General features: G+C 71.9%; 11 protein-coding genes. 4 read left to right on the top strand and 7 right to left on the bottom strand.

Annotated features, from left to right (window positions below):
- Positions 1-387: a GntR family transcriptional regulator gene (locus BLU27_RS20555; protein WP_092655290.1), complete on the bottom strand. Its 387-nt coding sequence runs from the start codon at positions 385-387 to the stop codon at positions 1-3.
- The gene (locus BLU27_RS20550) at positions 384-1,145 is read right to left on the bottom strand and encodes a hypothetical protein (protein WP_092655289.1); all 762 of its coding nucleotides are present in this window, start codon (positions 1,143-1,145) and stop codon (positions 384-386) included. Before BLU27_RS20550 ends, BLU27_RS20555 begins: the two co-directional genes overlap by 4 nt.
- A gap of 252 nt (positions 1,146-1,397) precedes the next feature.
- Here BLU27_RS20550 and BLU27_RS20545 point away from each other — a divergent pair, with 252 nt between their 5' ends.
- Complete coding sequence (locus BLU27_RS20545; RefSeq protein WP_092655288.1) at positions 1,398-3,983, top strand: glycoside hydrolase family 2 protein; 2,586 nt, start codon at positions 1,398-1,400, stop codon at positions 3,981-3,983.
- Positions 3,984-4,139: 156 nt separating this feature from the next.
- Here BLU27_RS20545 and BLU27_RS20540 read toward each other — a convergent pair whose 3' ends face one another.
- Genes BLU27_RS20540 through BLU27_RS20520 form a run of 5 tightly spaced genes read right to left on the bottom strand, consistent with a single transcriptional unit; the run spans position 4,140 to position 9,504 of the window.
- Entirely contained in the window at positions 4,140-5,135 is a 996-nt protein-coding gene (locus BLU27_RS20540; protein ID WP_092655287.1) for a zinc-dependent alcohol dehydrogenase family protein, read from the bottom strand.
- Positions 5,132-6,184: an NAD(P)-dependent alcohol dehydrogenase gene (locus BLU27_RS20535; RefSeq protein ID WP_092655286.1), complete on the bottom strand. Its 1,053-nt coding sequence runs from the start codon at positions 6,182-6,184 to the stop codon at positions 5,132-5,134. Before BLU27_RS20535 ends, BLU27_RS20540 begins: the two co-directional genes overlap by 4 nt.
- A 25-nt stretch (positions 6,185-6,209) precedes the next feature.
- Complete coding sequence (locus BLU27_RS20530) at positions 6,210-7,070, bottom strand: carbohydrate ABC transporter permease (RefSeq protein WP_092655285.1); 861 nt, start codon at positions 7,068-7,070, stop codon at positions 6,210-6,212.
- Complete coding sequence (locus BLU27_RS20525) at positions 7,067-7,990, bottom strand: carbohydrate ABC transporter permease (RefSeq protein ID WP_092655284.1); 924 nt, start codon at positions 7,988-7,990, stop codon at positions 7,067-7,069. Before BLU27_RS20525 ends, BLU27_RS20530 begins: the two co-directional genes overlap by 4 nt.
- Positions 7,991-7,992: 2 nt before the next feature.
- The gene (locus BLU27_RS20520; protein WP_092655283.1) at positions 7,993-9,504 is read right to left on the bottom strand and encodes an ABC transporter substrate-binding protein; all 1,512 of its coding nucleotides are present in this window, start codon (positions 9,502-9,504) and stop codon (positions 7,993-7,995) included.
- Between the two features lie 156 nt (positions 9,505-9,660).
- On the opposite strand from BLU27_RS20520, the gene BLU27_RS20515 reads away from it, so the two are divergent.
- The 3 genes from BLU27_RS20515 (at position 9,661) to BLU27_RS20505 (ending at position 12,505) form a co-directional block, all read left to right on the top strand.
- Positions 9,661-10,476 (top strand): DeoR/GlpR family DNA-binding transcription regulator, encoded by an 816-nt coding sequence (locus BLU27_RS20515; protein WP_241828039.1) that lies wholly within the window; start codon positions 9,661-9,663, stop codon positions 10,474-10,476.
- Positions 10,473-11,390, top strand: a complete 918-nt coding sequence (locus tag BLU27_RS20510) for a 1-phosphofructokinase family hexose kinase (protein WP_197681505.1) — start codon at positions 10,473-10,475, stop codon at positions 11,388-11,390. Before BLU27_RS20515 ends, BLU27_RS20510 begins: the two co-directional genes overlap by 4 nt.
- Before the next feature lie 71 nt (positions 11,391-11,461).
- Positions 11,462-12,505, top strand: a complete 1,044-nt coding sequence (locus BLU27_RS20505) for a 2-hydroxyacid dehydrogenase (RefSeq protein ID WP_092655282.1) — start codon at positions 11,462-11,464, stop codon at positions 12,503-12,505.
- The last annotated feature ends 3 nt before the right edge of the window (positions 12,506-12,508 follow it).

The following is a 12,508-nucleotide window of genomic DNA, read 5'->3' as shown; positions in this document are numbered from 1 at the left end:
TCAGTCTGGCCGATCGAAGAGCCGCTGCACCATGGCCGTCGCGGTACGGGCGTCGGCGCCGAGGGAGCGCGCGGTGTCGACGTACTCCTGTGCCGCCGACCGCAGCGGGTCGGCCGCGCCGGCCGGAGCGGCGGCGACCACCGTCCCGTGCCGGCGGGCCGTGGCCAGGATGCCCTCGCCCTCCAGTTCCCTGTAGGCGCGGGCGACCGTGCCAGGGGCGATGCCGAGGTCGGTGGCGAGCTGGCGGATCGCGGGCAGCCGGGCGCCGATCGGGAGCTGGCCGCGTTCGACCAGGCCGAGGATCTGGTCGCGTACCTGCCGCCAGGGCGCGACGCCCCCGGCCACGTCGACGGTGATCCGCGCGACCGGACCTGAGGAGGAGCTCACCGGGTGGCCTCCACCAACCGCTGCCGCCGCCACGGCGCGACGAGCGCACACCAGACGGCCAGGCCGAGGAGCGGGTAGATGATGCCGATCGTGTTGACGGCCGACCAGGTCGACACCAGCCAGGAGTCGAGGACCGGGAAGCCGAGACCGGCCGGCGGATCCGTCCTGACCAGCACGATGATCCGGTCCGTCAACGTGGCGGAGAGTCCGAGTACGAGCAGGACCGACGTTCCGGTGGCCAGGTGGCGGGCGACCCACGCGCGTACGTCGTCCACCCACGCCTGCGCGGCGAGTGCGGGAACGACACACAGGACGGCGAGTACGAACAGACCGGCGGAGGCGGCGAGCCATGCCCATGGCCCCAGGTCGGGCAGCCGCCGCGGCACCAGGGTGGCGACCCGGGCGGTGGACGCCGGGCGGCGCAGGGCCGCGACGAGTTCACCGACCAGCAGGGTGCCCAGCAGCGCGCCCAGCACGACCGGAGACTCGCCGATCGAACCCTGACCTGCGAGCCGGTAGACGATCGACAGCAGGATCGCGAGCGCGATCAGGACGAGCAGACAGAGCCGGCGCCGCTCGCGCAGGTAGTCCGCGGCGGCCTCGCCCTGCTCCCGGGTCGGCTCGGCGATGCCCCACCGCTGCAGCATCACCAAGCCCTGCACCGGGCCGACCCGAATGACCAACTTCCAGGCGAGTACGCCTACCACGGCCACGACGGCGCCGTAGATCACCAGCTCCGCCAGTCCCCTGGAACCCATCGTCGAACCCCGTTCGCGCCGAGCCGGTGAGTACCGGACTCGTTTGTACCGAGCACTTGGCACAATAGTGCGCTGACCGATGTCCGCGGCGCAAGGGGGCTCGCCCGGTGACGACTTCACGGCCCGGATGCGGGAAGGTAAGAGCGGTCGATCTCCGGCCGGTCGACGAGGACCGTTCGGTTGCGGCCTCGAGGTCATCCGGGTCGACGGGCCGTCGGCCAGGACCGGTGTAGCGGGCAGGAGGATTCGCGGATGAGTCAGTGGCGAGAGCTGCACGAGGGTTGGACGCTGCAGGTGGTGGGGGAGGCCGACGGCGTTCCGCGCGAGGTCGCGGACGCGGTGGTGCCGGCGACGGTACCGGGCTGTGTGCACACCGACCTGCTCGCGGCGGACCTGATCCCAGACCCCTACCTCGACCGCAACGAGTACGACCTGGCCTGGATCGGCCGGGCCTGCTGGCGCTACGCCACCTCCTTCGACTGGACGCCGGACGGCTCGGACCGCGTCGACCTGGTCTGCGACGGGCTGGACACCGTGGCCACCGTCGAGCTGAACGGCGAGGTGGTGGCCACCACCCAGAACATGCACCGCTCCTACCGGTTCGACGTCGGCGGCAGGCTGCGGGAGGGCCGCAACGAGCTGGTGGTGACGTTCGCGTCGGCCCAGGCGTACGCCGAACGGCTGCGGGACGAGCTCGGCGACCTGCCGGGCCCCAACTCCGCGACCCCGGAGCCGTTCAACTTCATCCGCAAGATGGCCTGCAACTTCGGCTGGGACTGGGGCCCGGTGCTGGTCACCGCGGGCATCTGGAAGTCGATCGGCCTGCACAGCTGGAGCGGCGCACGGCTGGCCCGGGTCCGTCCCGTGGTGGACGTCGACCTGGGTGAGCAGCGCGACGTCGCGACCGCCGGCCGGGTGCGGGTGCTGGCCGACGTGGAGTACGCCGGTCCCGCGTTGGCAGGCAGCGACGGCGACAGCGGTGCCGCCGGCGGTGGCGTCAAGGCTGGCTTGACGCTGACCGCGAGCGTGGCGGGATCCCGGGCGGAGGTGGAGGTTCCGGCCGGCGCCACCAGCGCCGAGGTGGAGCTGAGCGTCGACAACCCCAGGCTGTGGTGGCCGCACGGGCACGGCGAACAACCGCTGTACGACCTGGCGGTCGAACTCTCCGGCGGCTCCGAAGGCACGCTGGACGGCTGGTCGCGCCGCGTCGGGTTCCGTCAGGTGCAGCTTGACACCGAACCCGACGACGCCGCGGACCCCGAGGCCGGTTCGGCGTTCACCCTCGTCGTCAACGGCGTGCCGGTCTTCGCCCGCGGCGCCAACTGGATCCCCGACGACTGCTTCCCGTCCCGCGTCGACGCCGCCCGCTACCGCGCCCGGCTCCAGCAGGCCAAGGACGCCCACATCGACCTGCTGCGGGTGTGGGGCGGTGGCCTGTACGAGCAGGACACCTTCTACGACGCCGCCGACGAGCTCGGCATCCTCGTCTGGCAGGACTTCCTGTTCGCCTGCGCGGCCTACCCGGAGGAGTCGCCGATCGCGGAGGAGGTGGAGGCCGAGGCCCGCGAGAACGTCGCCCGGCTGATGCCGCACCCGAGCCTGGTGCTCTGGAACGGCAACAACGAGAACATCTGGGCGTGGTTCGACTGGGGCTGGCAGCCGAAGGTCGGCGACCGCACCTGGGGCGCGGGCTACTACCTCGACCTGTTGCCGAGGGTGGTCGGTGAGACCGACCCGAGCCGGCCGTACTGGCCGGGCAGCCCGTACTCCGGCTCCATGGACCGCCACCCCAACACCGACGAGCACGGCTGCAAGCACGTCTGGGACGTGTGGAACCAGGTCGACTACTCCGTCTACCGCACCTACGTGCCGCGGTTCGTGGCCGAGTTCGGCTGGCAGGGCCCGCCCACCTGGGCCACGCTGACCCGCGCGGTGCACGACGACCCGCTGGCGGCCGACTCTCCCGGCGTACTCAGCCACCAGAAGGCCACCGACGGCAACGCCAAGCTCGCCCGCGGCCTCACGCCGCACTTCCCCGAGCCGGCCGACGTCGAGGACTGGCACTGGTCCACCCAGCTCAACCAGGCCCGTGCGCTCACGGTGGGGATCGAGCACTACCGCTCCCACCGGGGACGCTGCATGGGCACGGTCGTGTGGCAGATCAACGACTGCTGGCCGGTCACCTCCTGGGCGGCCGTCGACGGGGACGCCCGGCCCAAGCCGCTGTGGTACGCGCTGCGCAAGGTGTACGACCCGCGGCTGGTCACCGTCCAGCCTCGCCCGGAGGGCCTGACGGTGTTCCTTGTCAACGAGGGCCTGACAGGCGGGGACAACGGCGCCCGGGCCGGCGGAGTGTGGCGGACCGACCTCGCGGTCGAGCGCCGTACGTTCACCGGCGAGGTGCTCGCACACTGGTCGACCTCGGTGAGCGTCGACCCGGCGGCCACGGCGTCGGTGCGGGTGCCGGTCGACGTCGCCACCACGACCGACCCGTCCCGGGAGTACGTCCTGGTCGTCGCGGGCGACCGGCGTACGACGTGGTTCTTCGCCGCGGACAAGGACCTGGCCTACCCCGCACCGGAGTGGGACGTCGAGGTCACCGCCGACGGCCCGGCGACCCGGGTGACCGTGACGGCGCGGACGCTGGTGCGCGACCTCGCGTTGTTCGCCGACCGGCTCGACCCGGCCGCCGGCGTGGACGACATGCTGGTCACGTTGCTGCCGGGAGAGTCGCACACGTTCCGGATCAGCGGGCTCACCAGGCCGGTGGACGTGGCGGAGGTCAGCGGGCGGCCGGTGCTGCGCTGCGCAAACGACACCGTGAGCCCCGCGAAGTGACGCGGACCAGGCGCACAGGCCGGCGAGTGGCCCGGACGTAGGGGACCGCAACGACGGAGGTCCCGGCATCCCACCGAGGGGTGCCGGGACCTCCGTGGCGTATGAGCCGGTGAAACGCCGAGCCTGCGAAACGCCGGGCCCGTCAGGGCAGACGGCTCAGGGGACGACCTGGATCTTGCGCCCCACGCCTGCCTTGAACTGCTCGAGCGCGGCGGCGTAGTCGGCCAGCGGGAAGCGGTCGCTTATCATCACGTCCGGCCGCAGGGCGCCGTTGACGAACAGGTCGCCGGCGCGTTCGAAGCTGTGCAGCACCGCCATCGAACCCGTGATCGTGATCTCCTGGTTGTAGATCTTGTACGGCTCGATCTGCACCCGTGCGTCGTAGGCGGCCACCCCGAACTGCAGGAACGTCCCGCCCCGCCCGACCCGCGACAGCCCGTCGGAGATCGCGGCCGCGACCCCGGTGCAGTCGACCACGACGTCCCAGCCGCGCGGGAACCCCTCGGCGAGTTCGTCGGCGCTGGTGGCCGTTGCCGAGCAGCCGAGTTCGCGGGCGGTCTCCAGGCGCTTGGGGTTGAGGTCGACGACGTTGACACTGCCCGCTCCGGCCCGCTTGGCGAGTTCCATCATCATCAGGCCCATCGTGCCGGCGCCGTAGATGAGGTAGTGGTCGGCGAGGACGCGGGGGAGTACGTCGAACCCGCGGACCGCGCACGACAGCGGCTCGATCAGCGCGGCGTCGCCGGTCCGGACGCTGTCGGGCAGCCGGTAGCAGTTCTTCACCGGGGCGAGGGCGTACTCGGCCGCGCCACCGGCGGTCGTCACCCCGATCGCGGCCCAGTTCTCGCAGAGGTTCCCCCGTGCCCGGCGGCAGTAGTGGCACTCCCCGCAGTGCAGGGACGGGTCGACCGCCACCTGGTCACCGGTGGCGAACTCGGTGACGTCGGCACCCACCGCGACCACCTCGCCGGCGAACTCGTGGCCGGGCACCACCGGCAGAGTAGGGGCGAACTCGCCTTCCAGGATGTGCAGGTCGGTGCCGCAGATCCCGCACGCGGCGACCTTGACCACCACGTCGCGCGGTCCCGGGGTGGGGTCCGGAACACTCTCGACACTGACCTCACCGGGTGCACTGATGACGGCGGCTTTCACCGGGACTCCTTCTCGGGTTGGGACGGGTGGACCATGGCCTTGATGGTGCTCTCGTCGCGGGCCAGGGCGGTGAGCGCCTGCTCGGTGCCGGCCAGCCCGAAGTGGTGGGTGGCCAGCCGGTCCAGGTCGACCTCGCCGCCGGCGGCCAGCGCGATCGCGGTCGGCCAGGTGTTGGCGTACCGGAACGTCCCGGTCACCTCGATCTCGCGGTTCTGCACGTGCGCCAGCGGCAGCGGGATCTCGTCCCCGCCCATGCCGACCAGCACCACCCGGCCGGCTGGGCGCACCCGCCGGATCGCCTCGCCGATCGCGGACGGGAACCCGGAGCACTCGATCAGCACGTCCGCCTCGACACCGGCGTCGGCGAGGGAGGTCTCGTTCACGTTCACCGTGGTCGCGCCGAGCGCCCGCGCGGTCTCCAGCCGTTGGGCGCGTACGTCGGTGACCACCACCTCGGTGGCCCCGAACGCGCGTGCGGCCTGCAGGGCGACCAGGCCGATTGGCCCGGCACCGGTGACGAGCACCCGGGTGCCCGGGCCGACCCTCGCCTTCTGCGAGCTCCACACCCCGACCGACAGCGGCTCCAGCAGCGCTGCCGCGTCGTCGGACAGCGTGTCGGGCACCGGGTGGGCGAACTCCTCGTGCAGGACGACGTACTCGCAGAACGCCCCGTCGATCGGCGGAGTAGCGAAGAACCGCATGTCCGGGCAGAGGTTGTAACGGCCCGCGCGGCACTGCGCGCAGGTGAAGCAGGGCACGCCCGGTTCCAGTGACACCCGCTGCCCGACCTCGTGCCGGGTGGCGGCGGAGCCGCGCCCCACCACGACCCCGCTCGCCTCGTGCCCGAGGACCAGCGGCGCGCGGACGACGAAGTCGCCGATCCGGCCGTGTTCGTAGTAGTGGACGTCGGAACCGCAGGTGCCCACCGAGCGCACCTGGATCAGCACCTCGCGCGGACCCGGCGTCGGGACCGGCCGCTCCTCCACGGCGAGGTCCTTCACCGAACGCAGGACCGCGGCCCGCATGGTCGGGGGAACCGCTTCGCCCATCGTCGTACTCCCTCTCAGTTCCGGCTCATTCTCCGGTGACGGCGCCGAGCGTCAGCCCGGTGACCAGCCACCGGCGCACGGCGAGCCCCGCCAGCATCATCGGGACCACCACGAACGTACCGATCGCGCACAGCTGGCCCCAGTCGATGCCGGTCTGTGTCACCAGCTGGCTCGCCGCGATCGGCAGCGTCTGGGAGTTGGGGCCGCTGAACACCAGCGCGAACGCGTAGTCGTTCCACGCGAACACCAGGCACAGCACGAACGTCGTCACCAGTCCGGCCTTGGTCAGCGGCAGCACCACCCGCCAGAACGCCTGCCAGCGCGAGCAGCCGGCGACCAGCGCCGACTCCTCCAGCGAGGGTGGCACGTCGGCGAAGAACGCGCTCATCAGCCAGATGGCGAACGGCAGGTCGAAGGTGAGGTAGGCCAGCACCAGCCCGAACACCGAGTCGATCAGGTCGAGCTGCCGGAAGATCAGGAACAGCGGGAGCACGACGGCCGCGATCGGCGCCATCCGGGTGGAGATGATCCAGAACGACAGGTGCCGGCGGCCGCGCATCCGGGTGCGGGACAGGCCGTACCCGGCGAGGGCGCCGAGCGCCACGGCGAGCACGGCCGACACACCGCCCGCGACGATGCTGTGCAGGAGGTACGGCGTGAGGTCGTTGGCGCCGGAGAACAGGTTGCGGTAGTTGTCCAGGGTGGGGGCGAAGAAGAACTTCGGCGTACCCGAGGTCACGTCCGCCTTGGACTTCAGCGACGACGACAGCATCCACACCAGCGGCACGAGCGTCCACACCAGGCCGACCGCGAGCAGCACCCAGGCGAGCGTGCGGGAGCTCTTGGTGCCCCGCTCCAGTGGGCTGGTGGGGGCGGTGGCGCTCATCGGGTGAGTCCCTTCTGGTCGAGGAGCCGGACGAAGGTCCGGGCGATCGCGATCGAGACCGCGAGCATCACCAGGCCGATCGTCGCGGCGTACCCGAGGTCGAAGAACCGGAACGCCGTTTCGTACAGCCGCACCGGCACCGTCTTGGTGGCGTCGGCCGGGCCGCCGTTGGTGGTGACCCAGATGATGTCGAAGTAGCGGATGGCGTCCATGGACCTGATCAGCAGCGCCACCAGCAACACGTTGGAGATGGACGGCAGAACGATGTGGCGCAGCGACTTCCAGCCGCTCGCCCCGTCGATCGCGGCCGCCTCGCGCACCGACAGCGGCACCGAGGACAGCCCGGCCAGGGTGATCAGCGCGATCAGCGGCGTCCACTCCCACACGTCCATCGCCACCACGGCGGCGAACGCGGAGTACTTCCCGCCGAGGATGTCGCCGGTGTAGCCGGCGCCGCGCAGCAGCCAGGCGTACAGGCCGAACGTGGAGTCGGTGAGGAACCTGCCGAGCAGGCCGACCACGACCGGTGCCACGAACATCGGCAGCAGGAGCAGGCTGAGGACGAGATTGCGGCCGCGCACCACCCGCCACAGGCACAGCGCGAGCACCACCCCGCCGACCATCTCCAGGCCGACGGTGAGGAGGAAGAACGCGGCCGTCCGCAGCCAGGTGGCGGCCATGTCGACGTCGGTGAAGAACCGCGCCCAGTTGTCGAGACCGACCCAGCTGGTGGCGACCCCGCCGAGCAGGCGTACCTGGGAGAAGTTCATCCAGATGATCGCGAGGAACGGCACGATCGACAGGGCGGCCAGCAGGATGACGCCGGGCGCCATCAGCCGGCCCTCGAAGGCAAGCCGGGATCGGCGCCGGCCGGTGCGCTGGGCGCCGCTCTCGGAGACGCCGGTGAGGGTGTCGCTCATCGTCAGCTCACCCACCCTCGGGCAACGATCCGGTCGATCCGGTCGGCGGTGTCGCGCATCGCCTCCGCCGGTTTGGCGTCGCCGAGCAGCATGCGTGACAACTGGGTGTAGATGGCGGTGTCACATTCGTTCCACATCGGGATCTTCGGCCGCAGGCCGATGTTGGCCGGTTTCCACGCCTCGTCGACGGCGTTCGCGGTGAGCATGTTGGGCATCGCCGACGGCCGCTTCTCCGCCTTGCGCACCTCCGGCAGCTCATAGACCGAGGTACGGGTGGGTGTCCCGCCGCCGGCCCTGCTCTTGAGGTTGGCGAGCTGGGTGCGCGGCGCGGTCGCCCACACTGTGAACAGCCACGCGGCCCGGCGTTCGTTGGGCAGGGTGTTGGCGCTGATGCCGATGCCGGTGCCGCCGTAGTGGCTGGCCGAACGGGCCGGCCCCTTCGGCAGCCGGGCGTAGCCGACCTTGCCCGGCATGGTGGCCTCGTTGCTGGCGGCGAACTCGTGCCAGTTGGGGCACATCGCGATCCGGCCGGCCCGGAAGGCCGCGCCGACGCCGTCCCAGTCCCACGTGCGCGACGCCGGGTCGGCGGAGGCCAGCAGCCGGTCGTAGAACGCGGCCGCCTCGGCTGCCTCGTCACTGCCCAGCCGGCACCTGCCGGGGTCGGTGGTGCCCAGGCTGCCGACCGCCTTGCCGTTGTCGAAGTAGTCGCCGCCGTAGGACCACAACACGTTGGAGAAGTCGCACATCAGCGAGTCGTGCTGCTTGGCCTGGTGGCCGGTGCCGTACGGGATGTCGTCGGTCTTGTCGTTGAACCATTTCGCGATCGCGGCGTACTGGTCCCAGGTGGTGTCCGCGCTCGGGGTGGGGTCGAAGCCCAGGTCGTTCGACATCGCGTCGTGGTGCTTGTCGAACAGGTCCTTGCGGTAGTGCCAGATCATCGTCGGGCAGTCGTAGGGCAGGGCGAAGACCTTGTCGCGGTCCTCGAACTTGCCCGCCGCCTCCAGCTGGGTGGGGATGAAGTCGCCGAACCCGCCGGTCAGGTGGGGGACCGAGGAGTCCGCCGCCAGCTCGCGGAGGTCGACCAGGCCCTTGGAGTACGGCGCGAGCACCTGGTAGGGGTCGGCGTAGATGATCTGGTACTGCGACTGGCCCGAGGCCAGGTCGAGGGCGACCTTCTGCACCAGCGCGGTGAGCTCCAGCGTCACGATGTTGACCCGGATGCCGGTGAGTTCGGTGAACGGCGCGAGGTTGGCGGCGATGGCCGCGGTGGGCGCGGTGTTCTCGGAGATGAAGTTGAGCGTGGTCCCGGCGAACTGCCGCCACGGATCGCTCGTGGAGGCACGGGCGACGTCCTTGGGTGAGGAGCAGCCGGACAGCGCGGCTCCGGTGAGCCCGGCGCCGGCCGCGCCGGCGAGGCCGCGGAGCAGGGTCCGGCGGGTGGTGCCGACGGCGGCGGGAGGTGGGCCGGCCCCCGGTTCGGCTCTCCTGCTGGATCTGTGGGTGGCTCCGCTCATGTCCGAACCTCCGTAGTACGGGCAGGTCCACCGACCATCCACCCGGGTTCGTATCCAAGTCAAGCTGACAACCCACACAACCACAGGAGTCCGGGCCGGAAACCACATGGACTACCCTTGTGGAGGTGCCGAGGTTTCCGGCATGCTCGGCGGGTGATGGTCGAGGCGGACAACCGACCGGACAGACTCGGGCTCGGTCGGGCAGCCGGGATGTACGCCGAGGAGCGCCAGTTCGAGATCCTCACCCGCGCCCGGGCGCGCGGGCGGGTCGAGGTGGCGGGGCTGGCCGACGCGCTGAAGGTCACCCAGGAGACCGTGCGGCGCGACCTCACCGTGCTCGAACGCCAGGGCCTGCTCCGACGGGTACACGGCGGCGCGATCCCGGTGGAGCGGCTCGGCTACGAACCCCGGCTCGCCACCCGCCGCGAACAACAGCGCGAGGAGAAGGCGCGGATCGCCCGGGCGGCCCTGGACCAGCTCCCCGCCGAGGGCGCGGTGCTCCTCGACAGCGGCTCCACCCCGGAGGCGCTGGCCCGCCTGCTGCCCACCGACCGCGAGCTCACGGTGGTGACCAACTCGCTGCCGATCGCCACGTTGCTCGCCGACCGGCCCCGGCTGTCGGTGTGGAGTCTCGGCGGTCTGGTCCGCGGGCGCACCTACGCCACCGTCGACGACTGGGCCCGGCGGCAGTTGGAGGAGCTGTCGGTGGAGGTGGCGTTCCTCGGCACCAACGGTGTGACCGCGAGCCACGGGCTGAGCACGCCGTTGCCGACCGAGGCGGCGGTGAAGGCGGCGATGGTGGCGGCGGGCAAGCGGCGGGTGCTGCTCGCCGACCACTCGAAGTTCGGCCGTACCAGCTTCTGCCGGTTCGCCGACCTGGCGGACTTCGACGTGGTGGTCACCGGCACCGAGCTCGGTGAGGACGCGGTCGCCGAGGTCGAGGCGGCCGGGCCCACCGTGGTGCGGGCGTGAGTGCCGTGATCGTCACCGTGACCCCCAACCCGAGTGTGGACCGCACTCTGGACGTCACCTCCCTGGTTTCCGGTGCGGTCAACCGCGCGACCGGTGCGCACGTCGAGCCGAGCGGCAAGGGCGTCAACGTCACCCGTGCGCTGGCAGCCAACGGCGTCCGGTCGCGCGCGGTCCTGCCCATCGGCGGCACCGAGGGCGACCAGTTGCGCCGGCTGCTGGAGGAGGAGTCGGTGGCGTACGTCGGCGTGCCCGTGACCGAGCCGGTCCGGGTCAACATCTCCCTGCGCACCCCCGACGGTGTCGTCACCAAGGTCAACGAGCCGGGTCCCATCCTCAGCTGGGGCGAGGCCGAGGCGCTCGCGGAGGCCGTGCTCACCCACCTCGGCCGCGGCGACTGGGTGGTCGGCGCGGGCACGTTGCCGCGCGGGGTTTCCGACGACTTCTACGCCGACCTCGCCGAACGGGTACGCCTGGCCGGCGGGCGGTTCGCACTGGACTCCAGCGGCGCGGCGCTGCGGAAGGGACTGGCCGGGCGGCCGGCGCTGGTCAAGCCCAACCGGGAGGAGCTCGCCGAACTCACCGGCGACACCCTGTCCACCCTCGGCGACGTGCTCACCGCCGCGGCGAAGGTACGCCGTACCTCCGGCGCCGACGTCCTGGTGAGCCTCGGTGAGGAGGGTGCGGTGCTGGTCGGGGGCGGGCCGCCGCTGCGCGCCCGGGCGGGCAAGCCCGTTCGGGTCGCCAGCACCGTCGGGGCGGGGGACAACCTGCTGGCCGGCTTCCTCGCGGTGGACGGTCCCCCCGCCCACCGGTTGCGCGAGGCGGTGGCGTGGGGCACCGCGGCTGTGCGCAGCCCGCGCAGCCTGGCCGGCCCGGTCACAGACGACGACCGCGCGCTGGTCGTGCTCGGGTGAGCGTGCTCCGGTGTGCTCCGCTGATCACGGGTGAGCAGAGCCGGCCGGTCGTGGTCGGGTAGGTTCCGGACGTGCGCACACTCGTGATCGGCGACCACTACATCCCGGCCTCCGCCTACGTCGAGGCCCTCGCCGGGGCTGGCCTGGACCCCGCGGGCGTCCGTACCGTCGACTGGTCCGGTGGGAAGGCCGACCAGCACGCCGCCCAGCAGCGGATGGAGAAGGAAGGGCCCGGCGTCGTACCGGTGCCCGCCGAGATCGTCGCCGCAGTGGGTGACGCGCAGGCACTGGCGCTGCACTTCGCGCCGGTGCCCGCCGCGGTGCTGGACGCGGGCCCCGACCTGCGCGCGGTCGTGGTGGCCCGGGCCGGACTGGAGAACGTCGACATCGAGGCGGCCACCGCCCGCGGCATCGCGGTGGTGCCGATCGCCGGCCGCAACGCCTCCGGCGTGGCCGAACTCGCCATCGGCCTGATGATCAGCGAGGGCCGCAGCGTGGCCCGCGCCGACGCGTCGGTGAAGGCCGGCGGGTGGCGCAAGGACTTCGGCGGGCCGGGCACCGAGATCGGCGGCAGCACCGTCGGCCTGGTGGGGTTCGGCCACGTGGGCCGGGAGCTGGCCCGGCGGCTGCGCGGGTTCGGCGTGCGGCTGCTGGTCGCCGACCCGTACGTCGACGACGACGTACTCGCCGCGCACGACGCCACCCGGGTGGACCTTGACACAGTCTTCGCCGAGTCCGACTTCGTGCACGTGCTGGCCCGGCTCACCCCGGAGACCGAGCGGTTCGTCGGTGCCGCGCAGTTCGCGCTGATGAAGCCGACCGCGTACTTCGTCAACACCTCCCGCGCCCGCCTGGTCGACCACGACGCGCTGTACGACGCGCTGGCCGAGGGCCGGATCGCCGGTGCCGGACTGGACGTGTACGACAGCGAGCCGCTGCCGCCCGACAGTCCCTGGCGTTCCCTGGACAACGTCACGCTCACCACGCACTTCGGTGGGGAGACCCACACCACCAACACCCGCTCGGCCCGGCTGGTGGCCGAGGCGATCGCCGAACTGCACCGCACCGGGCAGGTGGCGTCGGCGGTGAACGCGTCCGCGCTCGGCTGGGCCTGACCC

Source organism: Actinopolymorpha singaporensis, assembly GCF_900104745.1.
GTDB classification, from domain to species: Bacteria; Actinomycetota; Actinomycetes; order Propionibacteriales; family Actinopolymorphaceae; genus Actinopolymorpha; species Actinopolymorpha singaporensis.
The sequence above is the reverse complement of the archived record's forward strand: the minus strand, read 5'-3'. Positions and strand labels throughout refer to the sequence as shown.